The 25,938-nt window shown below is 60.8% G+C and carries 21 protein-coding genes; 17 read left to right on the top strand and 4 right to left on the bottom strand.

The features are described 5' to 3' along the window. Window positions 1-233: 233 nt before the first annotated feature. Window positions 234-455, top strand: coding sequence for a hypothetical protein (locus tag ACVWYU_RS22870; RefSeq protein WP_457373787.1), 222 nt, complete (start codon window positions 234-236; stop codon window positions 453-455). Next, window positions 427-936, top strand: coding sequence for a BRO-N domain-containing protein (locus ACVWYU_RS22875; protein WP_248914455.1), 510 nt, complete (start codon window positions 427-429; stop codon window positions 934-936). The genes ACVWYU_RS22870 and ACVWYU_RS22875 overlap by 29 nt, the downstream gene beginning before the upstream one ends. 56 nt (window positions 937-992) lie before the next feature. Here ACVWYU_RS22875 and ACVWYU_RS22880 read toward each other — a convergent pair whose 3' ends face one another. Beyond that, entirely contained in the window at window positions 993-1,178 is a 186-nt protein-coding gene (locus ACVWYU_RS22880) for a hypothetical protein (protein ID WP_247257953.1), read from the bottom strand. Between the two features lie 414 nt (window positions 1,179-1,592). Here ACVWYU_RS22880 and ACVWYU_RS22885 point away from each other — a divergent pair, with 414 nt between their 5' ends. The 9 genes from ACVWYU_RS22885 (at window position 1,593) to ACVWYU_RS22925 (ending at window position 11,339) form a co-directional block, all read left to right on the top strand. Next, on the top strand, window positions 1,593-3,218 hold the full coding sequence (locus tag ACVWYU_RS22885; protein ID WP_247257954.1) for a glucan biosynthesis protein D: 1,626 nt from the start codon (window positions 1,593-1,595) through the stop codon (window positions 3,216-3,218). Window positions 3,219-3,494: 276 nt separating this feature from the next. Then, window positions 3,495-4,409 (top strand): glutamate/aspartate ABC transporter substrate-binding protein, encoded by a 915-nt coding sequence (locus tag ACVWYU_RS22890; RefSeq protein WP_457373730.1) that lies wholly within the window; start codon window positions 3,495-3,497, stop codon window positions 4,407-4,409. A 211-nt stretch (window positions 4,410-4,620) separates the two neighbouring features. Next, on the top strand, window positions 4,621-5,367 hold the full coding sequence (locus ACVWYU_RS22895; protein ID WP_047538290.1) for an amino acid ABC transporter permease: 747 nt from the start codon (window positions 4,621-4,623) through the stop codon (window positions 5,365-5,367). Beyond that, complete coding sequence (locus ACVWYU_RS22900; RefSeq protein ID WP_090316762.1) at window positions 5,367-6,038, top strand: amino acid ABC transporter permease; 672 nt, start codon at window positions 5,367-5,369, stop codon at window positions 6,036-6,038. Before ACVWYU_RS22895 ends, ACVWYU_RS22900 begins: the two co-directional genes overlap by 1 nt. After that, on the top strand, window positions 6,035-6,769 hold the full coding sequence (locus ACVWYU_RS22905; protein ID WP_247257957.1) for an amino acid ABC transporter ATP-binding protein: 735 nt from the start codon (window positions 6,035-6,037) through the stop codon (window positions 6,767-6,769). The genes ACVWYU_RS22900 and ACVWYU_RS22905 overlap by 4 nt, the downstream gene beginning before the upstream one ends. Window positions 6,770-6,987: 218 nt before the next feature. Beyond that, a complete protein-coding gene (gene aauS, locus ACVWYU_RS22910; protein ID WP_248914452.1) occupies window positions 6,988-8,889 on the top strand; it encodes a two-component sensor histidine kinase AauS in 1,902 nt (633 codons plus the stop codon). Further along, entirely contained in the window at window positions 8,886-10,214 is a 1,329-nt protein-coding gene (aauR, locus tag ACVWYU_RS22915) for a two-component response regulator AauR (RefSeq protein WP_090316751.1), read from the top strand. Before aauS ends, aauR begins: the two co-directional genes overlap by 4 nt. Window positions 10,215-10,555: 341 nt before the next feature. After that, window positions 10,556-10,930: a DMT family transporter gene (locus ACVWYU_RS22920; RefSeq protein WP_090316746.1), complete on the top strand. Its 375-nt coding sequence runs from the start codon at window positions 10,556-10,558 to the stop codon at window positions 10,928-10,930. Between the two features lie 10 nt (window positions 10,931-10,940). Further along, a complete protein-coding gene (locus tag ACVWYU_RS22925) occupies window positions 10,941-11,339 on the top strand; it encodes a transporter (RefSeq protein ID WP_457373786.1) in 399 nt (132 codons plus the stop codon). A gap of 50 nt (window positions 11,340-11,389) precedes the next feature. On the opposite strand, the gene ACVWYU_RS22930 is transcribed toward ACVWYU_RS22925, so the two are convergent. After that, window positions 11,390-12,151 carry a MipA/OmpV family protein gene (locus tag ACVWYU_RS22930; RefSeq protein ID WP_090316740.1) on the bottom strand — a complete coding sequence of 254 codons (762 nt, stop codon included), beginning with the start codon at window positions 12,149-12,151 and terminating at the stop codon, window positions 11,390-11,392. A gap of 219 nt (window positions 12,152-12,370) precedes the next feature. Here ACVWYU_RS22930 and ACVWYU_RS22935 point away from each other — a divergent pair, with 219 nt between their 5' ends. The 5 genes from ACVWYU_RS22935 to ACVWYU_RS22955 all read left to right on the top strand — a co-directional run bounded on the left by ACVWYU_RS22935 (window position 12,371) and on the right by ACVWYU_RS22955 (window position 18,610). Further along, window positions 12,371-13,069 (top strand): MtnX-like HAD-IB family phosphatase, encoded by a 699-nt coding sequence (locus ACVWYU_RS22935; RefSeq protein WP_457373731.1) that lies wholly within the window; start codon window positions 12,371-12,373, stop codon window positions 13,067-13,069. Beyond that, window positions 13,062-14,456, top strand: a complete 1,395-nt coding sequence (locus tag ACVWYU_RS22940) for an aspartate aminotransferase family protein (RefSeq protein ID WP_090316734.1) — start codon at window positions 13,062-13,064, stop codon at window positions 14,454-14,456. Before ACVWYU_RS22935 ends, ACVWYU_RS22940 begins: the two co-directional genes overlap by 8 nt. After that, window positions 14,453-15,343, top strand: a complete 891-nt coding sequence (locus tag ACVWYU_RS22945) for an alpha/beta hydrolase (protein WP_457373732.1) — start codon at window positions 14,453-14,455, stop codon at window positions 15,341-15,343. The genes ACVWYU_RS22940 and ACVWYU_RS22945 overlap by 4 nt, the downstream gene beginning before the upstream one ends. 113 nt (window positions 15,344-15,456) lie before the next feature. Next, window positions 15,457-17,229: an ATP-binding protein gene (locus ACVWYU_RS22950; RefSeq protein WP_457373733.1), complete on the top strand. Its 1,773-nt coding sequence runs from the start codon at window positions 15,457-15,459 to the stop codon at window positions 17,227-17,229. Continuing rightward, window positions 17,219-18,610, top strand: a complete 1,392-nt coding sequence (locus tag ACVWYU_RS22955) for a sigma-54-dependent transcriptional regulator (RefSeq protein ID WP_457373734.1) — start codon at window positions 17,219-17,221, stop codon at window positions 18,608-18,610. The genes ACVWYU_RS22950 and ACVWYU_RS22955 overlap by 11 nt, the downstream gene beginning before the upstream one ends. 61 nt (window positions 18,611-18,671) lie before the next feature. Here the strand turns inward: ACVWYU_RS22955 and ACVWYU_RS22960 are convergent, their stop codons facing one another. After that, a complete protein-coding gene (locus tag ACVWYU_RS22960) occupies window positions 18,672-19,337 on the bottom strand; it encodes a DsbA family oxidoreductase (protein ID WP_457373735.1) in 666 nt (221 codons plus the stop codon). Between the two features lie 143 nt (window positions 19,338-19,480). Further along, on the bottom strand, window positions 19,481-20,500 hold the full coding sequence (locus tag ACVWYU_RS22965; RefSeq protein ID WP_457373736.1) for an alpha/beta fold hydrolase: 1,020 nt from the start codon (window positions 20,498-20,500) through the stop codon (window positions 19,481-19,483). A gap of 209 nt (window positions 20,501-20,709) precedes the next feature. Between ACVWYU_RS22965 and ACVWYU_RS22970 the strand changes: the two genes are divergently transcribed. Further along, a complete protein-coding gene (locus ACVWYU_RS22970; RefSeq protein ID WP_457373737.1) occupies window positions 20,710-25,926 on the top strand; it encodes a dermonecrotic toxin domain-containing protein in 5,217 nt (1,738 codons plus the stop codon). Window positions 25,927-25,938: the final 12 nt, after the last annotated feature.

Here is a 25,938-nt window from a genome sequence, read left to right on the forward strand (position 1 = left end):
GGCGTGCATGCGCTCGGGAGAGGATTTCGACACGGCCAAGCTTTTCAGCGATAAGCACCTGCTGAAAGCTTGACCGGGAACAGAGTATCTACAGATATAGCCTTCCGGAAAAAACCGCGATTCCTACATTACGCGTCGCCAGAGTAGACTTGGCGCCGCGAGCGCCTGACCGATAGGCTTTGTCCCGTCGCTGCACAATCAGCGACCCGGAGTCGAAGCCGGAACATATCAACATGGCGCATCCGCGCCCCCATACAAGCTGGGGCATTTTTTTGCCTTTCAGTTTCGTGTTATGGCGGGCCGTGTGGCGCGGGCCTCTCGGCTTCCATGTTGATCGAGAATGTTCCGACTTCGAACGCCGCACGGTCCGCCACCCCAATCTGTCGAAGGATGAGTGGCGGCTCTTTTTCAACATGGAGTCGAACAATGCACAGACACGCATCAAATCCATCTGACACTTATCCCTGCTTTATTCCTACAGTCTTCACCCGCCACAACCGATTCCTCCACGCCTTCATCCAGGACCATCAAGCCTGGTTCTGCGTTCAGGACCTTGGCCGCCTGATGGGCAAACCATTGAACGAACGCCTCATCCAGAAGCTCGACCCCGATCAGCGTCGTAGCGTTTGTTTGCTCAAGGACGGGAAGGTCGTCGATGCATTGATGGTCAGCGAGTCGGGCATGTACGCGCTGCTGGTTCACCATTTCATCCCGGAAAACCGCCACCTAAGGCAATGGTTGAGCAACGAAGTCGTGCCCCTGTTGCGCAATGCGCAGGCATCATCGTCGGAAAACCTGCCCAGCCTGAGCGCCTTGAATTGGGCAGGCGTCTCGGTGCCTTTGCTGCATTACCAACACCACGCCTGGATCAAGTGGCGGGACATGCCTGAGTTGATGCAAACGCAACGACCGTTCCCAATAGCCGGCACCCGCTGAATCGATTCGATTGGCAAAAGGGCGAACTTCATCGTCCGCCCTTTTGATTCTCTTACCTAAAACCTCGAAACACTGCGCATCGCATCCACCAGATACCTCATCGCAATCCGGTCGCTCTCCGACAATTCGCGATAGCGCTCCACCAGTTTCATTTCTTCGGAATTCAATCGGCGCCTTCGCCGCCCGCTGCCCAGGCACGGAAAGATTCCCAGTATTTCGGTGATGCCTTGTACTTTCGACATGGACGATGTCCTTCTCTACGTCATAGAAAACTTCAAAAACCGCATCGCCCTACCCCTTTTCAGCAGCCTTCTTGTGCCGACTGAATCGCACCGGCCCGAAGGGCATAAACCGGTCATGCCCACAGAATAGAAAGTATCGGGACGCTGAAAAGCGTTTTTTAGAGTAATTAGTCGAAAAAAGCAGAAATGCCCTCTAAATCAGACGTCACTGTCGGAAATCTTTACCGACACGTCTTGTTTCATTGCCGCGCTAGCGTCGTGCCATCAATCAATTTTGCTCTGCCATCGAACGGTTTAAGCTATTCGGCATCTGTTTAAAGTCCGTTGCGTTTGGCCGAAGGCATGTCCGAACCCCTATTTCTGATCCAGCACGTGCCAGGAACGGCGCGGGATTGTTCACGACAGGTTGTATTTATGCACCGCAGGAATTTGCTCAAAGCCTCCATGGCCATCGCTGCCTACACCGGTTTGTCGGCCACCGGCCTGCTCGCCGCCCGCGCCTGGGCTGCCACCGGGGCTGCCGATGGTGAAGCCCAGGCCTTCGATTTCGAGTCGCTGAAAGTGCAGGCCAAGCAACTGGCCAGCAATCGCTATCAGGACACCAAGCAAGTGTTGCCACCGACCCTGGCGACCATGACCCCGCAGAATTTCAACGCGATCCGCTACGACGGCAATCATTCGCTGTGGAATGAATTGAACGGTCAGCTGGATGTGCAGTTTTTCCACGTCGGCATGGGGTTCAAGCAGCCGGTGCGCATGTACAGCGTCGATCCGAAGACCCGCATGGCCCGTGAAGTGCATTTCCGCCCGTCGCTGTTCAACTACGAGAACACCACGGTCGACACCAAACAACTGACCGGCGACCTGGGTTTCTCCGGGTTCAAGCTGTTCAAGGCGCCGGAGCTGGACAAGCACGACGTGGTGTCGTTTCTCGGTGCCAGTTACTTTCGCGCGGTGGATGCCACTGGCCAGTACGGTTTGTCGGCCCGCGGCCTGGCGATCGATACCTACGCCAAAAAGCGTGAAGAGTTTCCCGACTTCACCAAGTTCTGGTTCGAGACGCCGGACAAGGACAGCACCCGTTTCGTGGTCTATGCCCTGCTCGACTCGCCGAGCGCCACCGGTGCCTACCGCTTTGACATCGACTGCCAGGCCGAGCGCGTGGTGATGGAAGTCGATGCCCACGTCAACGCACGTACCGCCATCGAACAACTGGGCATCGCGCCAATGACCAGCATGTTCAGCTGCGGCACCCACGAACGCCGCATGTGCGACACCATTCACCCGCAGATCCACGACTCCGATCGCCTGGCGATGTGGCGCGGCAACGGCGAGTGGATCTGCCGTCCGCTGAACAACCCGGCCACCCTGCAATTCAATGCCTTCGCCGACAAGGACCCGAAGGGTTTCGGCCTGGTGCAGACCGATCACGAGTTCGCCAGTTATCAGGACACCGTCGACTGGTACAGCCGGCGCCCGAGCCTGTGGGTCGAACCGACCACCGCCTGGGGCGAAGGCTCCGTCGATCTGCTGGAAATTCCTACGACCGGCGAGACCCTCGACAACATCGTTGCGTTCTGGACCCCGAAAAAACCGGTGGCGCCCGGTGATTCGCTGAACTACGGCTACAAGCTCTACTGGAGCGCCCTGCCGCCCGTGGGCACACCGCTGGCGCGGGTCAACGCAACGCGTTCGGGCATGGGTGGTTTCACCGAGGGCTGGGCACCGGGCGAGCATTACCCGGAGGTTTGGGCCCGGCGTTTCGCGGTGGACTTCACCGGAGGTGGCCTGGACCGCTTGCCGGAAGGCGCGGGCATCGAGCCGGTGGTGACCTGCTCGAATGGCCAGGTCAAGGACTTCAACGTGCTGGTGCTCGATGAGATCAAGGGCTACCGCATCACGTTCGACTGGTACCCGACCAACGACAGCGTGGATCCCGTGGAACTGCGCCTGTTCATCCGCACCCATGACCGCACGCTGAGTGAAACCTGGTTGTACCAGTACTTCCCGCCAGCGCCAGACAAGCGCAAATACACCTGATTACCGGTTGCGCCCTCTCACCATTCGGTTTTCCGAACGCGACTCACCGGTCAGTTCGGTTAACCGGATTATTTAGCGCTGAAAAATCCGGAAAAACAATTTAATTTCCTTATAAATCAATAGCTTGAATCGTTTAGCCTGGCCTGGCATGAGTCATGCTCTACACTTCCTCGACGAATGCCTGCGGTGCCAATACTTCAGGAACCGTCAGGTATCCGCAGCACAAAAGGGCCGATGAACGGGCTCCATAAAAAAAACAATGTCGAGGAAATTTTGATGCGCATCGTTCCCCATATCCTGGGCGCAGCCATTGCTGCCGCTCTGATCAGCACGCCAGTTTTTGCCGCCGAACTCACCGGCACCCTGAAGAAGATCAAAGAGTCCGGTGTGATCACCCTCGGGCATCGTGACGCTTCCATTCCGTTTTCCTACATCGCAGACGCCTCCGGCAAACCGATGGGCTACTCCCACGACATTCAGCTGAAAATCGTCGAAGCCATCAAAAAAGACCTGGACCTGCCTAACCTGCAAGTCAAATACAACCTGGTCACTTCGCAAACCCGTATCCCGCTGGTGCAGAACGGCACCGTCGACGTCGAGTGCGGTTCCACCACCAACAATGTGGAACGTCAGCAGCAGGTTGACTTCTCCGTGGGCATCTTCGAGGTTGGCACCCGCTTGCTGGCCAAGAAAGACTCGCCCTACAAAGATTTCGACGACCTCAAAGGCAAGAACGTCGTGACCACCGCCGGTACCACGTCCGAGCGCCTCCTCAAGTCGATGAACGCCGACAAGCAAATGGGCATGAACGTCATCTCCGCCAAAGACCACGGAGAGTCCTTCCAGATGCTGGAAAGCGGCCGCGCAGTGGCTTTCATGATGGACGACGTCTTGCTGGCGGGTGAAATGGCCAAGGCCAAAAAGCCGGCCGACTGGGCCGTGACCGGGACGCCACAGTCTTACGAAATCTACGGCTGCATGGTCCGCAAGGGTGACGAGCCGTTCAAGAAGGTCGTCGATGACGCCATCAAGGCCACCTACGCTTCGGGCGAAATCAACAAGATCTACGACAAGTGGTTCCTGCAGCCTGTCCCACCTAAAGGCGTGAATCTGAACTTCCCGATGAGCGACGAGCTCAAGGCCCTGATCGCCAACCCGACCGACAAAGCGGCTGACGACAAGAAATCCTGATTTCTGACTAACCTTATCTCCTGGGAGGGCCTCGGCCCTTTCGGGAGGTTGTCATTCCCTGCTGGCATTTCTGGAAGCACTCGAACCGGTGGCTGTCGAGCCGATCGCGTGTGCCTGATCGAACTGACCCCTGTGGTCACCGGATCGGGCGGGAACGGAGCTTTCCCCAGGCGGGTACTTGTACATCGATCGAATCCGAGGGGAGACCCTAATGAATTACAACTGGGACTGGGGCGTGTTCTTCAAGTCCACCGGCGTGGGCAGCGAGACCTATCTCGACTGGTACATCGCCGGTCTGGGCTGGACCATCGCCATCGCCATCGTGGCCTGGATCATCGCCCTCACACTGGGCTCGATTCTGGGCGTCATGCGCACCGTGCCGAATCGCATCGTATCGGGCATCGCCACCTGCTACGTCGAGCTTTTCCGTAACGTGCCGCTGCTGGTTCAGCTGTTCATCTGGTACTTCCTGGTGCCGGACCTGCTGCCACAGAACCTGCAAGACTGGTACAAGCAGGACCTGAACCCGACGACCTCGGCCTTCCTCAGCGTTGTCGTCTGCCTGGGCCTGTTCACCACCGCTCGCGTCTGCGAACAAGTGCGCACCGGTATCCAGGCCCTGCCCAAAGGCCAGGAATCCGCGGCCCGCGCCATGGGCTTCAAGCTGCCGCAGATCTACTGGAACGTGCTGCTGCCGCAGGCTTACCGGATCATCATTCCGCCCCTCACCTCGGAATTCCTGAACGTCTTCAAGAACACCTCCGTGGCTTCGCTGATCGGTCTGATGGAGCTGCTGGCGCAGACCAAACAGACCGCCGAATTCTCCGCCAACCTGTTCGAAGCCTTCACCCTGGCAACGCTCATTTACTTCACCCTGAACATGAGCCTGATGTTGCTGATGCGTCTGGTCGAGAAGAAAGTCGCCGTACCGGGCCTGATCTCCGTGGGGGGTAAATAATGGAACTCGACTTCTCGGGCATCATCCCGTCCCTGCCAGGCTTGTGGAACGGCATGATCATGACCCTGCAACTGATGGCGCTGGGCGTCATCGGCGGGATCATCCTCGGCACCCTCCTGGCGCTGTGCCGTCTGTCCCACAGCAAACTGCTGTCGAACCTGGCCGGTGCCTACGTCAACTACTTCCGCTCGATCCCGCTGCTGCTGGTCATCACCTGGTTCTACCTGGCGGTGCCATTCGTGCTGCGCTGGATCACCGGCGAAGACACCCCGATCGGCGCGTTCGCCTCGTGCATCGTGGCCTTCATGATGTTCGAAGCGGCGTACTTCTGCGAAATCGTCCGGGCCGGCGTGCAGTCGATCCCCAAGGGCCAGATGGGAGCAGCCCAGGCGCTGGGCATGACCTATGGCCAGATGATGCGCCTGATCATCCTGCCCCAGGCGTTCCGCAAGATGACCCCGCTGTTGCTGCAGCAGAGCATCATCCTGTTCCAGGACACGTCGCTGGTTTATGCGGTGGGCCTGGTGGACTTCCTCAATGCCTCGCGCGCCAGTGGCGACATCATTGGCCGTTCCAATGAGTTCCTGATCTTCGCAGGTCTCGTGTACTTCATCATCAGCTTTGCCGCCTCGCAGCTGGTCAAGCGTCTGCAAAAAAGGTTTGCCGTATGATCTCTATCAAGAATGTCAACAAGTGGTATGGCGACTTCCAGGTACTGACTGACTGCAGCACCGAGGTCAAAAAAGGCGAAGTGATCGTGGTCTGCGGGCCGTCCGGCTCGGGCAAATCGACCCTGATCAAATGCGTCAACGCCCTGGAACCGTTCCAGAAGGGTGACATCGTGGTCGATGGCACTTCCATCGCCGACCCGAAGACCAACCTGCCGAAACTGCGCTCCCGTGTGGGCATGGTATTCCAGCACTTCGAGCTGTTCCCGCACCTGACCATCACCGAAAACCTGACCATTGCGCAGATCAAGGTATTGGGCCGCAGCAAGGAAGAAGCCACCAGGAAAGGCCTGCAACTGCTTGAGCGCGTCGGTCTTTCGGCCCACGCCCACAAGCACCCCGGCCAACTGTCCGGTGGTCAGCAGCAGCGCGTGGCGATTGCCCGGGCGCTGGCGATGGACCCGATCGTCATGCTGTTCGACGAACCGACCTCGGCGCTGGACCCGGAAATGGTCAACGAAGTGCTCGACGTGATGGTGCAACTGGCCCACGAAGGCATGACCATGATGTGCGTGACCCACGAAATGGGCTTCGCCCGTAAAGTTGCCGACCGGGTGATTTTCATGGACGCCGGCAAGATCATCGAAGACTGCAAGAAAGAAGAGTTCTTCGGCGACATCAACCACCGTGCCGAGCGTACCCAGCACTTCCTGAACAAGATTCTGCAGCACTAATCAGCAACTGGCTTTGCTCCTTGTGGCGAGGGAGCTTGCTCCCGCTGGGTCGCGCAGCGGCCCCGAAACCTGTAAATGCAATTTTTCTGACACCCGCATTCATCGGTTTTACGACTGCTTCGCAGCCGAGCGGGAGCAAGCTCCCTCGCCACAGGTTCTTCGTTCGGCAGGAACCAGAGCAAGCACGTTGCCATGCTGGTTGACCCAAGGCATCTGTGATGAAATGCGACCCCAATCCCTATCGCGCCCCGCCGCCATCACTCGCCGTGAAACCCCGTCTGATTCGTCATTTGTTCCTGCCGCCGCTGATCATCGCGCTGATGATCGGATTGGGTTATGTCGGCTTCTGGCTCAGTGAGCACTACGGCATTCGCAGCCTGAGCGAGAACGGCCAGCGTCAGCTGGAACTGCACGCCCGTGCCGTCGAGAGCGAAATCAGCAAATACACCTACCTGCCCAGCCTGCTGGAACTCGAATCCAGTGTCTCGCAGTTGCTGGCCGACCCGACCCCGGAGCACCGGCAAACGGTCAATGATTACCTTGAAGGCCTGAACCGGCGCAGCCGCAGTCGGGCCATCTATGTGATGGACACCACCGGTCGCGTCATGGCCACCAGCAACTGGCGCGATGTCGACAGCTACCTGGGTGAAGACCTGTCCTTCCGTGCCTATTTCCAGAATGCCGTACGCGGCCAGCCGGGGCGTTTCTATGGCATCGGCAGCACCAACGGCGAACCCGGTTATTACCTGGCCCACGGCCTGGAAGAACACGGCAAGATCATCGGCGTGGCCGTGGTCAAGGTTCGCCTCGAAGCCATGGAAGAGCGCTGGCAGCGGGCGCGCCTGGAAGCCTTCGTCAGCGACGAGAACGGCATCATCATTCTGTCCAGCGACCCGGCGCGGCGACTCAAATCCGTGGTGCCGCTGAGCGACGAGACCAAGGAAAAACTGGCCCGCAGCCTGCAGTACTACTGGTTCCCGTTGAACGAACTGCAACCCCTGGCCCGGGAAACCCTGTCCGAAGGCGTGGAAAAACTGACCTTTCCCGCCAACAGCGAGCTGGACTCCGATAAAGAAAACATCAGCTATCTGGCGCAGACCCGGCCGTTAAGCGATACCCCATGGAATTTCACCCTGCTCACGCCGCTGCAGGATTTGCGCCGAGAAGCGATCAATCAGGGCGTTCTGGTGGCGGTGGCCTTCGCCCTCGTGGCGTTCCTGCTGATCGCCTGGAACGAACGGCGCAAGGTGATTTCCACCCGCCTCGCCGCCCGCGAGGCCTTGCAGGAAGCCAACAATCAACTGGAGCGTCGGATTACCGAACGCACCGTCGACCTGCGCGCCAGCAATGAACGGCTCAAGGGCCAGATCCGCGAAAGACGTCAAGCCGAAGAGACCTTGCGCCGCGCCCAGGATGAACTGGTGCAGGCCGGAAAACTCGCCGCCATCGGCCAGATGTCCACCAGCATCGCCCACGAACTGAACCAGCCGCTGGCGGCGCTGCGCACCCTGTCCGGCAACACCGTACGCTTTCTGGAGCGCGGTCAACTGGACGTGGCCAGCACCAACCTCAAGACCATCAACGAGCTGATCGACCGAATGGGCCGGATTACCGCCAGCCTGCGCTCCTTCGCCCGACGCGGTGACGACAAGGGCCAGGCTGGCCTCGGCAAAGCCGTGGAAGCTGCCTTGCAACTGCTCGGCGGGCGGGTGGAAAATGCCCATCTGCAGGTGCACCACCATTTCGACGACGTACAACTGCAGATCGACCAGACGCGCCTGGAGCAGATTCTGGTCAACCTGATTGGCAACGCCCTCGATGCCATGCAGGCGCAGCCGCAACCCGAGCTGTGGCTCGAAGGTGAAGTGTTCGAGGGCAAGTATCGACTGCGCGTCAGGGACAACGGCCACGGTATCGATGCCGAAGCGCGCAAGCACCTGTTCGAACCCTTCTTCACCACCAAACCCGGCGAACAAGGGCTGGGCCTGGGCCTGACGCTTTCCGCGAGCCTGGCCGCCGCCACTGGCGGGCACCTGGGCGTCGAACACCCCGCCAGCGGTGGTACCGCTTTCGTCCTCAGTTTACCGTTGGTAAGCCCCACACCTGCCGAGCCAATATGAACAACGACCTTAGTGTGCTGATTGTCGAAGACGACCCCCATGTGCTGCTCGGCTGCCAGCAGGCGCTGAGCCTGGAAGACATTCCCTGTATCGGCGTCGGCAGCGCCGAAGAAGCCCTGGAGCGGGTCGGCGACAATTTTGCCGGCATCGTCATCAGCGACATTCGCCTGCCGGGTATCGATGGACTGGAACTGTTGAACCGGCTCAAGGCCCGCGACCGCAGCCTGCCGGTGGTGCTGATCACCGGTCATGGCGACATCTCGATGGCCGTCGGCGCGATGCAGAAAGGCGCCTACGACTTCATGGAAAAACCCTTTTCCCCGGAGCGTCTGGTGGACGTGGCCCGCCGCGCCCTGGAACAACGCAGCCTGGCGCGGGAGGTGACGTCGCTGCGTCGGCAATTGGCCGAACGCGATTCCCTCGAAGGGCGCATCATCGGTCGCTCGCCGGCCATGCAGAATCTGCGCGAGTTGATCGCCAACGTCGCCGATACCTCAGCCAACGTGCTGATCGAAGGCGAAACCGGCACCGGCAAGGAACTGGTTGCCCGTTGCCTGCATGATTTCAGCCGTCGCCACAGCAAGCAGTTCGTCGCCTTGAACTGCGGCGGCCTGCCGGAAAACCTCTTCGAAAGTGAAATTTTCGGCCATGAAGCCAACGCCTTCACCGGCGCGGGCAAGCGGCGCATCGGCAAGATCGAGCACGCCGACGGCGGCACGCTGTTCCTCGATGAAGTGGAAAGCATGCCCCTGCCCTTGCAGATCAAACTGCTGCGGGTGTTGCAGGAGCGTACCCTCGAGCGACTCGGTTCGAACCAGAGCGTGGCGGTCGATTGCCGGGTGATTGCCGCGACCAAGTCCGACCTCGTCGAGTCGAGCAAGGCCGGGGAATTTCGCAGCGACCTGTATTACCGCCTCAACGTGGTCACCCTGGAACTGCCACCGTTGCGCGAACGTCGCGAAGACATCCTGCAATTGTTCGAGCATTTTCTGCAGCAGTCGTCCCTGCGCTTTGACCGTGCCGCGCCGGAACTGGACAACCAGACCCTGTCCAACCTGATGAGCCACGACTGGCCGGGCAACGTGCGCGAACTGCGCAACGTCGCCGAGCGCTTTGCCCTGGGTCTGCCAGCCTTCAAGAAACCCGGTGCCAGCGCCGGCAATCAGGGCCTGGCCTTTGCCGAAGCGGTGGAAGCCTTCGAACGCAACCTGCTCGGCGACGCCTTGCAACGCAGCGGCGGCAACCTGACCCAGGCCAGCCAGGAACTGGGCATGGCCAAGACCACCTTGTTCGACAAAGTGAAGAAGTACGGGCTGAGTCACTGATGGATCTGATGCTCAAGGCAACCCTGGGCGCGGCGGTGACGAAGCTGATGGCGGTGACCGTGCTGGTTCGCCCTCACACCTGCCCCCCCCTATGGGTGTGAGCCTGCTCGCGATGTATTTGCAGGCGATGGGGTGTTCCAGGCAGCCTGCGTCAACGTTTACGTCCATCGCGAGCAGGCTCGCTCCTACAAGGGTTGTCCCGGGTTTGGCCCATCCCTTGCATTTACCCCCAAAAGCCCTCTCCCCCGGCCTGCATGCCGGATGAACCTTCGGAGGGCGTCCGCTAAAGGGTGAATCCTGACTGTGAACATCGTTATTGCAAATCGAAAGGCACCTCACCCATGACTTTCACCGTGATCATGCTGGTGGCGTGTTCCATTGTGATGGACGTCATTGGCCAGCTCTGCTTCAAGCTCGGCCTGGACCGATTGCCGGAGCTCGAAGGCGGCTTTCGCCTCAATGCGTTCTGGGGCCAGGTATTCAATGCGCCGCTGCTGTGGTGCGGGATCGGCGCCTTTGTGGTCGAGTTTCTGGTCTGGCTCGAAGCCCTGTCCCGGGCACCGCTGAGCCTGCTGTTTCCGGCAGCGGCGCTGGCCTACTGCGGCGTGGTGCTGGCGAGCAAGCTGGTCCTCGGTGAAACCGTCAGTCGCCGTCGCTGGCTGGGTACGCTGGTGATTTCGGCGGGCGTGATGCTCGTGTGTGTCGGCCATGGATGAGGGTCAATCGATGATCGGCAGCAAGACTGACTGGCTGCACGAACGGCTCGGCACCCTCGTTCTCTGGGCATTGCTGATCAGCTTCGAAAGCGCCGGCCAGATCGCCAGCAAAGTCGGCGGCGATCAACTCGGACAGATGGAATTCTCCCTGCATTGGCTGTTGGCCGTGGCAGACAATCCCGGGGTGTGGGTGGCGATCGGCTGCTACATCGGGGCGTTCTTCGTCTGGATGCTGATCCTGCGACGCAGCAGTCTCTCCCTGGCGTTTCCCCTGAGTTCACTGGTGTTTGTCGGGGTACTGCTGGGATCGTGGCTGGGGCTGGGCGAGCAGATCAGTGTGCTGCACTGGGTCGGGGTGGCGGTGATCATGGGTGGGGTGGCGTTGCTGGCCGAGGGCGAGCAAACCTGAAGACACCGCAACGTGTGTGGCGAGGGAGCACGCTCCCTCGCCACACAATCTCATTTGAACTTGTAGGCTATCGCCACCTGCGCTTCACCCTGATTGGTATCGCCAACGGCCTTGACAATGCTGCTGTCGGCCGCCGACCCCGTCAGATGAATCCAGCTCGCGCTGGTCAGCAGCGACCAATGCGCGGCCAGGGGAAACTCGAAGCTCTGGGTCAGCGCCACGTTCTGCAACCCGCCGCCGGCGTTGTAGCGACGAATCCCCGAAGCCTGTGACTCATCGCTGCTGACGCCGAAGTAAGTCTGGGTTTGTCGGGCATCGGCGAAGTGCGCCGTCAGGTTCGTGCTGCCGATCACCCCGCCGCCCAGCGGATAACCCACCTCGCCACCGACCCGCCCCAGCACCCCACCCTGCCCGCTGCCGCCGCCCACTGCCTGGCCGACCGACGCAAACACCCGCCAGAAATCAGCCGGGGCGTACTGCACGAACCCGCCCACCTCGGCCATATCCGGCACATCGCGCAGGCCGCGCAACGTCCCGTTCGCGGTTCGACCCGGCAGGTAGTTCGCAAAGGGCCCGGCACTGAATCCGTTGGCCTTGAAGGCACTCCAGGTCAATCCGTCATCAGTGCTGAGACTGACATCGCCCCAGTCCAGATCGAGGTAAGGTATCGGCTTGGTTTCGTATCGACTGCCGGTCGGGTCATGGGGTTGATAGCCCAGGCCCAGCCCGGCTTCACCCGTGAGGCTATCGGCGTTGGCGTTGATGGAAAGACAGGTCAGCGCGGTAAAGAGCGCAACGGTAATCCTCGACATGAGGTAATTCCTTATACGGTACATGCGCGCATCAATCCCTGAATTGACGCCATCAGGCAAGCACTCATGTTGTTTGTAGCAACCTACAAAAATTGTAGCTTCCTCTTCTCGAACACGGACCAGAACCCCCGCCATGCTGGGCCGGACACAATTGGCACGGTCTCTGCTGTACCCCGTTGGCAAGCGCAAACAGCGCGAAACGCTTAATAGGTACAACAGATGATTGACTGGCATATCGTGTGTGATTTCGACGGGACCATCACCCGCACCGACGTGATCGACAGCATCCTCCAACGATTCGCCGACCCGAGCTGGGAAGCGATCGAAGAGGAGTGGCTGACAGGCAACATCGGCTCCCGTGAATGCCTCAGCCGCCAGCTCGCGCTGGTCAAGGCCACCCCGACCGAACTGCTCGACTTCTTCGACAGCATCGAAATCGACCAGGACTTTCCTGACTTCGTCGACCACGTCATCGGCCTCGGCGCGTCCCTGGAAGTGGTCAGCGACGGCATCGAACAAGGCATCGCGCGCATCCTGGCGCGCAATTACGTCAGCCTCCTGCCGATCCTCGCCAACCGCTTGCGTCAGGTCGATCACGACAGCTGGCGCATCGACTTCCCGTACGCCAACGATGCCTGCCGCGCCGCTGCCGGCAACTGCAAATGCAAATCCACGCCCAAGGCCAAGCGTGTGCTGGTGATCGGTGACGGTCAGTCCGACATGTGCGTGGCTGCCACCGCCGATTTCGTGTTCGCCAAGGATCGCCTGGCCGAGCACTGCGAGCGCAACGGCATTGCCTTTGCGCGCTTCGACAGCTTCGCGCAACTACCGGCAATGTTGGCCCTTTTACCCAATGCAAACGCCGCCAACGCCACCTCTTTCAACACAGAAACACAGGAACTTTTCCACCATGTCTGATATTCGAATCGCGACTGCCGAAGACCAAATTTTGCTGGAAAAGGAAGCCAAGTACTGCTCCTACGGCGACACCGTTCACTACATCGAGCCGCCGCGCATTTTCAGTCGCTGCGAAGGCTCCTACGTCTGGGACACCAGTGACCAGGCCTATCTCGACCTGCAAATGTGGTACTCGGCGGTCAACTTCGGTTACGCCAACCCGCGCCTGAACAATGCGCTGAAACAGCAGATCGACACCCTGCCGCAGATCGCCAGCCAATACCTGCACAAAGGCAAGATCGAGCTCTCGGAAATGATCGCCGTGGACGCGAAGAAGAAGTTCGGCCTCGACGGTCGCGTACACTTCAACGTCGGCGGTTCGCAGTCCATCGAGGACTCGCTGAAAGTCGTGCGCAACGCCACCAACGGCAAGAGCCTGATGTTCGCCTTCGAAGGCGGTTATCACGGCCGCACCCTCGGCGCCTCGTCGATCACCTCCAGCTACCGCTATCGCCGCCGCTACGGCCACTTCGGCGAGCGCGCCAACTTCATTCCGTTCCCGTACCACTTCCGTGGCCCCAAAGGCATGACCAAGGAAGAGTACGGCAGCCACTGCGTGCAGCAATTCGCCCGCTTGTTCGAGACCGAATACAACGGCGTCTGGGACCCGAAAGTCGGCCAGAGCGAGTACGCCGCGTTCTACGTCGAGCCGATCCAGGGCACCGGCGGCTACGTGATCCCGCCGATGAACTTCTACAGCGAACTCAAGCAGGTGCTCGACCAGCACGGCATCCTGATGGTGGTCGACGAAATCCAGATGGGCTTCTACCGTACCGGCAAGTTGTGGTCGATCGAGCACTTCGACGTCAAACCGGACGTGATCGTCTTCGGCAAGGCCCTGACCAACGGTCTCAATCCGCTGGGCGGCATCTGGGCCAAAGAAGAGCTGATCAACCCTAAAGTCTTCCCGCCGGGCTCCACCCACTCGACCTTTGCCTCCAACCCATTGGGCACGGCGGTGGGTCTGGAAATGTTCAAGATGACCAGCGAAGTCGACTACGGCGCGATGGTCATGAACAAGGGCAAGTACTTCCTTGAAGGCCTGAAAGACCTGCAGAAACGCTACCCGATCATCGGCGACGTCGATGGCCTGGGCCTGGCGCTGCGTTGCGAAATCTGTGGCCCGGACGGCTTCACGCCGGACAAGGCGACGCTCGATTTCATGGTCGAGGAAGGCATGAAGGGCGACATAGAAATCGACGGCAAACGCCTGGGCTTGATCCTTGATGTTGGCGGTTACTACAAGAACGTCATCACCCTGGCCCCATCGCTGGAAATCAGCTATGCGGAAATCGACCTCGGTATTGCCCTGCTCGATCGCCTGCTGCACCGGGCAATGAAACGATGAACACGACGGCATCACCGGACGCGATCGACATGGGCGAAGGCCGCGCCGGGTTTGTCATCGGCAGTGGCGAGGTCGCGGTGTTGTTGATCCACGGCCTCACCGGCACCCCGACGGAACTCCGTCGGGTGGCCATGGGCCTGGCGAAAGCCGGGCACACGGTCTACGTGCCGACCCTGGCCGGCCACTGCGGAGGCAACGCCGACCTGCAAGCCACCGGCTGGCGCGACTGGTATGAAAGCGCTCGCAGGACTTTCGTCGGTATACGGCGCAAGCACGCGCGCGTGTTCGTCGGTGGTTTGTCGATGGGCGCGGTACTGTCGATGTACCTGGCCGCCGAGCACCCCGGGCAAATCGAAGGCTTGATGTTGTATTCCACCACCCTGCGCTACGACGGCTGGAGCATCCACAAACTGGCGTTCCTCACGCCCTTGCTGATGCGAATCCCGTTCGGCGTGCACCTGTGCAGCTTCGAAGAAAAACCGCCCTATGGCATCAAGAACGAACGCCTGCGAGCGATCGTCGAACGCCAGATGAAAGAAGGCGAAAGCAGCCAGGCCGGTCTGTTGACCATGGAAGGCGTGACCGTGCGCGAACTGCACCGACTCAATGCCGTGGTGAAAAAACGCATGCCGTCGATCACCACACCCACATTGGTCGTGCACTCCCTGGAGGACGACATCACCAGCCGCTGGAACGCCGACTATGTCGAACGCAAGCTCGGCGGGCCGGTGATCAAGGTCATGCTGGACGACTGCTATCACATGATCACGGTCGACCTGCAATACCACCGGGTGATCGAACTGAGCGTGGACTTCATCCAGCAGCGCTTCATCGAGCAACATTCCGTGCAACAGCCCCCACACGGGGAGTATCGGCAACTGGCCTGAGCCCGTGGCGAGCCCGAAAGCAGACGGCTCGCCACTGAAGGGGTAATGTCGGCTACTGTATTACACCAGGCTTCAAGATTTGTCCCGCCATGGCTTTCGACAAGCGAAACCCGATGACCAAACACCAACCCGCCAACGCCCGACCCTTCGCCATTTCCGGCTGGAGCCTGCAACGCAAACTGGTGCTGGCCTTCTGGCTGGTCAGCGTGATCCCGACCATGATCGCCGCCGAACTCGCAGCCACCACCCTTTCGCAGATTTTCGACAGCAACGTGCGTGTCTGGCTGCAGGAATCGACCAAGATCGTCGAAGACGAAATCGGCGAAGTCCTGCGGGAAAATGCCCGGGCCGCGCAGCTGTTCCTGCGCTACATGCGCCCGCCCAACGATCAGCTGTCGAGCCAGAACGACAAACTGACCGCCGACATCGCCGACGCCGTCGGCATCGACGTGGTGGCGCTGGTGCGCAACAGCGATCACAAAGTGCTCTTCAGCACGGCCTCCGACGACATCGTCCAGCAGATCAGCATCGCCCCCAAAGCCGTCCTGCAAACCCTGCAAGTCGGCGGCCTCACCACCGGTACGGTGGTCTCGACCTTCGAGACCGAGCTGGCCGGCGTCGGTTACAAACTGGTGGTGGCCACTTTCCTGGACAGCAGCTTCCTCACCAGCGTGGCCGAGGTGCACTCCCTGGACCTGCGGTTGTACCTGGCCAAGGCCAATGACTTCTCGGAAGTGTTCTCCTCCCAGCGCTTCGAAGATCACCCGCCGGCCGTCCCGGAAAAAATCGAACAGATCCTGCGCGCAACCAGACAGCCCACCGAGCAATTCACCAGTCGCTACAGTGGCATCTACCGCCCGATATTCAATGAAGACGGTGATTTGCAAGGCGTGATCTTCAGTGGTCTGCTCCGCCACAGCAGCCTGTTGGGCCTGGTCAATCAAAGCAATCTGTTCATCCTGATTTTCCTGCTCAGCTCGGCGGCGTCCCTGACGGTCGGCTGGCTGGTCTCGCAGCGCCTGACCAAACCGTTGCGCGGTCTGTCCCACGGCGTTCAAGCCGTAATCGCCGGAGACTACCGACAACGCTTGCCGGTGACCGGCGGTGACGAACTGGCGGAACTGAGCAGCACCTTCAACCACATGAGTGAGCGCCTCGGCGAGTTGCAGCACCTGGAATCGCAGCTGCGTCGCCGCGATCGCCTGCATGCGCTGGGCGAAGTCGCGATGGGGCTGGCCCATGAAATCCGCAACCCGTTGGGCATCATCAAAACCGCCACGCAACTGCTGCATCGGCGCGCCGATCTGCCCGAGAGCGACAAACGGCATCTGGAATACGTGGTCAGTGAAGTCAGTCGGATCAATGACCTGATCACCGACTTCCTCGATTTTGCCAAGCCCAGCGCCCCGATGCGCTCGACGCAATCGGCGCGACTTCTGGTGGATGATCTGACCGGGTTTTGCGCGCCGGAACTGGCCAGCCACAACATCAACGTGCGCATCGACGATCAGGCCCCCGGCGCCACGGTTTACGCCGACGCACGGCAACTGAAACAGGCCGGCCTGAACCTGATCGTCAACGCCATCGACGCCATGCCAGACGGCGGTTGCCTTACCCTGGGCATCAGCCGCGATGGCCCCTACACCGTAATCAGCTTCGGCGACACTGGCCAGGGCATCGAGCCGGACATGCTGGAACGCATCTTCACACCGTTCGTCACCACCAAAGCCTCTGGTACCGGGCTAGGTCTGGCGAAGGTCTTCTCGATCATGGAAAGTCATGACGGACGCATCGAATGTGCCAGTGAAAAATATGCCGGGGCCACATTCAGCCTGTACATTCCGGCCAATGGCGCCGACTTCGACGAGGACAGCGATGACACATAACGTACTGGTGGTCGACGACGAGCCCAAGCTCTGCGACCTGCTCGCCTCGGCGTTGAGCCAGAACGGCATCAGCGTCTTCACCGCTGGCAATGGCCTGCACGCACTCAAGGTGCTGGAGGTCGAAGACATCGATCTGGTGATCAGCGACTGGCGCATGCCCGGCATGGACGGCCCGCAATTGCTGGCAGAAATCAAAAGCCGTTTCCCGCAGCTGCCGGTGATCGTCATGACCGCCTACAGCACGGTGAAAAACGCCGTGCAATCGATGCGCAACGGGGCCTTCGACTACATTGCCAAACCGTTCGACATCGACGAACTGGACATCACCGTCAGCAAGGCCCTGCAATTTCGCGACATTCTCAAAGACAACCAGCGCATGCGCGCCGAGCTCGATGAACACCAGCAGATCGACAGCCTTGTCGGTGACAGCCCGAGTTTCCGGCAGGTGCTGCATGCGATCGACTCAGTGCGCGAAAGCAACGCAACGATCCTGCTGACCGGCGAAAGCGGCACCGGCAAGGAAATGGTCGCCCGGGCGATCCACAAGCATGGCAATCGCGCCGACAAGCCTTTCGTCGCGGTGAACTGCGCGGCCATTCCCGAAGGTTTGCTGGAAAGCGAAATGTTCGGCCATCGCAAAGGCGCCTTCACCGGCGCCGTGACCGACCGGGTCGGACGGTTCCAGCAGGCCGACAAGGGCACGCTGTTCCTCGATGAAATCGGCGAAATGCCCCTGGCGTTGCAGGCGAAAATCCTTCGGGCCTTGCAGGAACGGGTGATCGAGCCGGTGGGCGATCCCCGGGAGCGCAAGGTCGATGTGCGGGTCATCGCCGCGACCAATAAAAACCTGCTGGACGCGGTGGCCAACAAGGAGTTTCGCGAAGACCTCTACTATCGGCTCAATGTGTTCCCGATTCCCCTGCCGGCCCTGCGCGAACGGGTCGAAGACATCGCCCCGCTGGCCCGGCACTTCGCCCATACGCTGGGTGCTGCCGCCGGCAAGCGCATTACCGGTTTCAGCCCGGAGGCGTTACAGGCCATGGCCAATTACTCATGGCCGGGGAACATCCGCGAACTGCAAAACTGTGTGGAGCGCGCCACCATCGTCGCCTCGGGGGCGGTGATTGAAGACAATGATCTGCCGGCGTATCTGTTTGCTTCGTCGCCAGCCAGCACCAGCGCCATTCACAGCGAGGGCGCCAGCGTGCCGCCGGATCTGGATGCCGCGTTGGCGGAAGTCGAAAAGGCCTACATCCTGGCAGCCCTGGCACAGAGCAACGGCGTACAGGCCGCCGCCGCGCAGTTGATCGGAATCTCTGAGCGCAGCTTCTGGTACCGGCTGAAAAAACTCGGGATTCATGTGGACAAGATTGTGCGCTGAGCCAGGAAGCACACCGCCCTCTGTGGGGCTCGCTCCCACAGAGACCGCGCTTTGCGCAGGATCAGCTGACGGTTCCGCCCTTCGCTTCGCTCATGATCTGCCGGATCGCCCCGACGAAGGTTTCCACCGGTTGCCCGCCCGTGACCGCGTATTGGCCGTTGAAAACCACCGTCGGCACCGAATTCACCCCGCGCGACAGCCAGAGCTGTTCCTCTTCGCGAACCGCGTTGGCGAATTCACCCGACGCCAGAATCGCCTCGGCCCGCTGCCGGTCCAGACCAACGCTTTGCGCAATCTGCGCCAACTGAACGGGGTCGGACGGGTTACCGCCATCACTGAAATACGCCTTGAACAAGGCCTCTTTCAGCGGCAGTTGCAAGCCTTCCAGAGCCGCCCAGTGCAGCAGGCGGTGGGCATCGAAGGTGTTGTAGATCCGGCTGTTGCCGTCCGTGCGAAAAGCAAACCCCAGCTCGGCGCCGCGCGCGCGGATCATCTCGCGATTTTTCTGTGACTGCTCGGGTGTCGAACCGTACTTCTCGGTGATGTGCTCGGTAATGTTCTGCCCTTCGGGGCCCATCTTCGGGTTCAATTCGAACGGCTGGAACCGGATCTCGGCCCGGACCTCGTCGCGCAGGATCTCCAGGGCGCGGGTCAGGCCGTACAGACCGACGACGCACCAGGGGCAGGACACGTCGCTGACAAAATCGATTTTCAAGGGGCTGCTCATCACAAACCTCGCTGGCGGGACACAGGTCGTAAAGCTCAAACGATACACCTGTCGCTTACCCTGCAGGAGCCGGCTTGCCAGCGAACCGGACGACGCGGGACAGCAGACATGCCGGCATTGCTGGCAAGCCCGCGTCTACAGCGTTACAGGAGGTTGTGTCCGGCCACCGGCTCGATCTGCGCCCAATGCGAGGTGTCCTCGCGATGAGCCCGCAAGTACGGCAACACCGCCGCCAGCAACGGCGCCTTGAACGCCTCCTGGAAACGGTGGGCCAGTCCCGGTATCAAGATCAATTCACTGCCACGCAAATGCGCCGCCAGGTGCACGCCATGCATCACCGGCAACAGCGGATCGGCCGTGCCATGCACCACCAGCGCCGGCACGCGCAACCGGTTGAGCAACGCCACCCGACTGGGCTCGGCCAGGATCGCCATGATCTGCCGTTTCACCCCTTCAGGATTGAAGGCCCGGTCATAGGACACGGCTGCCTGATGCAACAGGGCCTGGCGATCATCGCTCACTGCCGGGCTGCCCAGCGCCGCCAGCAGGTCGGCCTGTTGCTCCAGGGCGACTTCACGATTGGGCGCGCCACGACGCGCCAGCAACCGCACCAACGCCTCACTCGGCGCGGGCAGGCCTTCGGCCCCGGAACTGGTCATGATCAGGGTCAGGCTTTCGACCCGCTGCGGGGCCATGGCCGCCATATGCTGGGCGATCATTCCGCCCATGCTCGCCCCCAGCACATGGAATTGATCGATGTGCAAGGCATCCATCAATCCCAGGCCATCTTCGGCCATGTCGGTCAGCGAGTAGGGCGCCGAGACCGGCAAACCGAGCTTGTAGCGCAACACTTCGAAGGTCAGGTTGGCCTCGTCCGGCGGTTGCCGCCAGGTGGACAGGCCGACATCGCGATTGTCATAACGAATCACCCGAAAGCCCTGCTCACACAAGGCGACCACCACTTCATCGGGCCAATGAATCAGTTGCCCGCCCAGGCCCATCACCAGCAACAGCGCCGGATCAGACGCACGACCGATGCTCTGGTAGGCCAGGCTCACCTGCGCCAGCTCCGCCCGTTCGGTTGGAACATTGACGTCACAACGAGACGCCGCCCATGACGGCAGGCCAAAAAACAATGCGGCCAGAAGTAAAAATACACGCATGAAAAACACCGAAACGCAGAACCCCAGTAGAGCGCGAGTCTGATGAAGTTTGTTCAAGCGCGCTGCCACAGTTCGATGACAGTTTGATGAAGGGTGCCGGACGGTCATCAGGGCACCTTCAGCACCACGCGATAACTATGTACCACCCGCCCCCCGCTCGACCGACCTCTAATGGCCCCGACTTTTTTCACCCATCGGAGTCATTCTTCATGCTCGAAACAACTACCCCACCGCCGGCCGACTTCGGCCTCGGCCAGCCATTGGCCCAAAGTACCGACGAAAACCTGTACCTGAGCGCGTCGGCGCGCTGGAATCATTGCCGCGATCAGTGGCTGGCACTCATGGCGCAGAACCCCCAAGCCCCCTTGACCGCCGACTGGTGGCAGGCACGGGCCCGCGGCACCGACCGGTCACGCCAGGCACAGGCCATTGGCCTGTATCGCCTGCATTTCGAGGCGTCGTGCCAATGGGCATTCGCCCGAGGCACCTTGAATGCCGAACAGCTCAATGTGCTGCTGGACCTCATCAACCCGACCGCGCAAGCAGTCACCCCCGAAATTCTGGTTTATGTCGAAACACTGTCGCTCAGGGCCGACAGCGGTGTGACGGTCGAACTGCCGGGCGCCCTGGTCATTACCCGCAATACCGACCAACCGGTGACCCAAATGCTCTATTGGCCGTCTCGGCCAGTACCGTGGATGACCTTTGAAAGCCGCAACGATCTGGAACGCTGGTTGATCCAGCAGCAACCTCAACTGGAGACCCGCCGCGTCACGGTCGACTACACCGTGCTCGACAAACCCGAACTGCCAAAAAGTGCCGAGTCCCTGTTGGCGCGACTGGCCACGGCTGGCGACGAGCGCCAGCGCAACGACAGTGTTTTTGCCTCGCCCCCCGACCTGTCCTTGCCGGACGCCAGTGACGACGTCGCCCCGTTCGCTCAACTGAGCCCGGACATTCCATTTGAGCGGCGTCGCAGTGCGGTACTGCAACAGCAAACGGCACTGGAGAACCTGCTGGGCCCGGACTTCCCTGCCACGCCCGACGACCCACGCCTAAAGCGCCTGCAACAGCAATTCGACGCCCTGCGCGCCGCCGAGCAGGCCAGCACCGAGGCCGCAAACGCCCTCCTGGGTACTGACAACGTTCCGCAACTGCTGGAACTTCGCCACCAGCCTGGGCCCCATTACGCGGCGCTTTACCAGGCGCGCCTGAGCGGCCTGCGTGCCGAAGCCGACCTGCAATTGAGCCTGAATCAGATCAGCAACGATGAATTTCAGTGGCTCACGACCGTACTTGACGCACCCGATCAACCGCGACCGGCCGATTGCGTGGTCGCACGGCTGGTGCTGTCAGCGACAGCCAGCGAGGACGACGGCGCCACCACGCAGACTCAGGAACTGGACGGCGTATTAGTGTTTGCCCACCCATCGGCTGTGTTGCCGTCCGCCAGCGACAGTCTGCTGCTCTACTGGCCCGGACGCTTCGGCGGCCTGCAACGGTTCGACTCTCGCCAGGCACTGGAGCAGCAGCTATTCAAGCGGCCAGTCAACGACGACACGCAAACCCTCCAACTCGCGGTGCTGAACGGCAACCCGTTCGAATACGCCTTGCAAACCCAGCTGCACAGCTGTGAACAACAGGCGGCTCGGCTGATGACTGCCAACCCCCTTCCATCCCATGCCGACCAACGCGCGGCGGAACTGGAAAACCTGCGCGAACAGACCCTCGCCCGCCTGACCGTCCCCACAGCCCCCGCGCGGGAGCTGGCTTTTGCCCACATCGTCGAGCAACACCGCAGCGTCCTGCTGGCCACCGGCTTGCCGTCGTCCCTCAGCACACTGTCCGCGGCACAACGCGAGCGCCTCAAGGCGCTGTTCACCGCCTACATCGCAGCGATGAAGCGCGCCCATCAATGGCTTGAACGGGAGCTGCCGCTACGCGAGACCTTCAGCAAAAAGGCTATCAACGCCCGCCTGCGCCAAGACTTCGGGCTCACGCAAGACGTCGAGGTGTTGCTGGACATCCCCGACACCACCACCTGGCAAAAAGTGCTGATCGAGGGCGCGACGCCAGGCACACCGCAAAAAAGCGTACTGGTCGGCAGCGAGCAACGCAGCCGGTTGTCCCTCGCCGAACTGGCGCAAAGCAATATCGATCAGCCGATGTGGTTGCGCGTGTCGTTGATGCGGGTCGAGATCAGCGGCGCTGACGAGGCGCAACGGCAGAAGGTGAAAAACGGCATCACCCAGGACTACCTGCGCAAACTGGTGACCGAGCTCGATCTGGCCGGGAAATATGAGTCGTTGATCCGCGAGACCTTCCTGGGCACCCCGACAGCCTCGGCCTTCAGCAATGAACATCGGCGTGAATGCCTCAGCGAACCGTGGCGCCTGATGCTTGAACTGCAAGGCGAGTTCGCCGTGCTTGCCAAGGACATCGACGTCGCAGGCCAGCGCGTGCTGCAGATCGCCATCGACGCCAACAGTCGTGAAGCCTTTGCGGCCGACGGCAAGCGCATCGTGCTGCTACCCGCACACCTGACCGTGGGCGGTACGGACACGCCGGGCCAGGGACCGAGCACCCTGGCGGGCGTGACCTTTATCGTCGAGCAAATCAGCGGCCTGACCCTGCTCTATCGGCCTGACAGCCCCGACGGGGTCTTTCTGCGTCAGTTCGACAGCCTCGACCAGGCGCGGATGTTTCTGTTCAACCAATGCCTGAACAGCACCATGGTCAACTACCTGGCCGGTCGCGCCCTGACCGGGGAATTCGCCTGGCACGTCAGCCGGATCAACCAGGCCCGACTGAAAAACTTTGACGCCCTGATCGGCGTCGGCACCGCTTGGCCCGCCAGCACCTCCCTGGCTGCGCATCTGCTCAATGTTCACATGGGCCGCCTGCTCGAAGCGCATCGGGCGACCTCGCGTTCCAACGATGCCTTGTATCTGGAACTCGTCGCGCTGCGCTCCGGGGCCCTGTTCAACTACCTGAAAATGGCGCTGGGCGTCGTGCCTTTCATCGGCACGGCCATTGCCCTGTACGACGCCTGGCACAGCACCAACCTGGCCGTCGCGGCTTTCTTGCGCGGCGATGTCGGCCATGGGCTGGCCGAGGTGGAAGCGGTGTTGCTGTCATTGATCGACGCTGCCATTGACGTGCTACCCGGCGCCAGCGCGACGTCCGGCGCAGCGCGTGCCGCCACGCGCGGGCGACAATTGCGCGCCATGACGAAAAACCCGGGCGCCTTGCAGCTGTCGACCCCGCAGCAGGTCAAACGCACACTGGAGCGCTTCAGGGGCTATGAATACGAACACGAGATTTCCCTGGCCGGCCTGCAACCGGGCACCGAAGGCCTTTATCGCAACGTTTATCGACACCCTGACGGCGACTTCATGGTCAGCCAGGGTCGCCTCTATCGCATCGAATTGACCGACAACCCACCGCAATGGCGCTTGAGCGCCACGAGCACCCGAACCTACAAACAACCCATCGCCCTGGACGAAGCCGGCGACTGGAACACCCACTACGCGGTGTACGGCACCGTGACAGCCGGAGGGGGTGCCGGTGGCGGCGCGGTGCTCGGGCATATGGCTGACGGCCTCGACCCACTGTGGCCCGCCGCGATTCGCCGCTGGTTGCCGCGCTGGTGGGCCGACCGGGCCCTGCGTCGCCAGTTGACCCTGACCAACACCGTCGATGCCTACACCCGGCGACTGCAAACCCAGACCAACAGCTCGAACGCCGCCCTGGAGCACTACTTCAGCCTTGATCTGAACCAGCGCCGCCCCCTTCGCGCCAATGTCGATATCGCCTGCGTGAACGACATCGAGCTTGCACAGACGCTGTACCTGAACCTTGAAGAGTTGATGCTGTTCAGCCATGGCCGAAAACGCACGCAGATCGAAGATTTTCAAAGCCGCTGTGCCTGGGTCATCGTCGATCGCACAGTGCGGCGGGTTGGCCTGGCCAAGGAGCGGCTGGTGGAACATCTCGACCGGATCGATCAGGTGATCGCCCGTTCGGACGCCACGCCCTATAACGATACCGCCACACACGTGCAATTGATGGCGCAACGCAAGGAAATACGAATCGAGTTTCTCAAGGACTATGACCAGCTTCACACACAGGTCACAGAAGCCAATCGATGGAACGGCCGGATCACCCAACGCACGCAAAAATCGAAGATGGCCCCGGAAATGGCCACCGTTAACGATAAATTCAGCGATGCCAATTACTACTACCTGAAAGCGGCGCATGTACTGGAGATCATCACCCACTACACCGCCGTCACCGACCAGTCCTGGGTCTACTTTCACGTGCAATTGAAAGAGGCCCGCAACAAGGTCGGGCGCGCCCTGCTGACCCAGCATCAGTTGCCTGAAGTGCAGGCCACGATTACCCAGCGCAACAAAGTGCTCGAAGACTGCCTGACGACCTATGCCGAATTTCGTCGCAACCTTGGCGCCTGGTCGCTGGGTTATCCGCAGCATCTGGATCTGGAGCACGTCACCGCGTTTCTCGACAACCTGGAAAAAGTCGAAGCGTCGGCTCGTCATGCCATCAAGACACGCCCATCCAGCACCGCGAAACCGGGAAGCGCCGCAAAGCAACTGTTCGAGACCGAAGACAACCAGTTGCTCATCGGCGTAGCCAGCACAGATGCCGCGACCCGACAACAGCGCTTCACCATCGAGGGGGTCGATGGTCACAGGGAAACCTGGTTACCCCGCTCCTCAAGCGGCAAATATCACCTCAGTCAACCCGTGGTTGCTGTGCCAACGGAGCTGGCGACCGATATCACACCGTTGCTGGTGGAGGCCAGGAAACGACTTGGCGCCGTGGACGCCTACAAAACCAAAGTCGACGGCTACGCCCGGCAGGACATGTTGCCGGTCGATCTGGAGCACATGATGACCCGTGAGGCCGCGGAACTGAACATGCGGGCCCAGGCCATTGAACGGCTGTCACCCACGGAGACGGTCGCCCTGCAATTGCGCAATCGCGCGAACGAATTGTCCCAAGCCGGCCGCACGCTGCGAATTGACCAGACCCTGAAGAGCAAAACTCCGACCGAGGGTTATCTGGACTATCTGCTCGAACAACGGGTGGTCGACATCCGCAAGGAGGGCGGCCTGCGCGATCTGGGTAAACGCGCGGACGGGCGCAGGGATTTCCTCCAGGAGTACGAGGTTCGCGATGTGCGCGGCGAGTCTCCTCAGACCTTGTGGTATGCACATTTCCACTACAGCTCGGCGAAACCTGCGTTCAACGATTTCGTCAAAGGTCATTTGAAACTGCCGGAGCAACGCAACCTCGGCCTGCAATGGCAGCAGGCCCAGGCTGAGAGTGGTGCCCACGTGCAAGCGATCTGGCGCGGCGACATCGGCAAACCGCTGGGGATCAAACACTTCTCCGAACTCTAAACACCGCAAAAT

The sequence above is a fragment of the Pseudomonas sp. TE12234 genome (assembly GCF_054061835.1).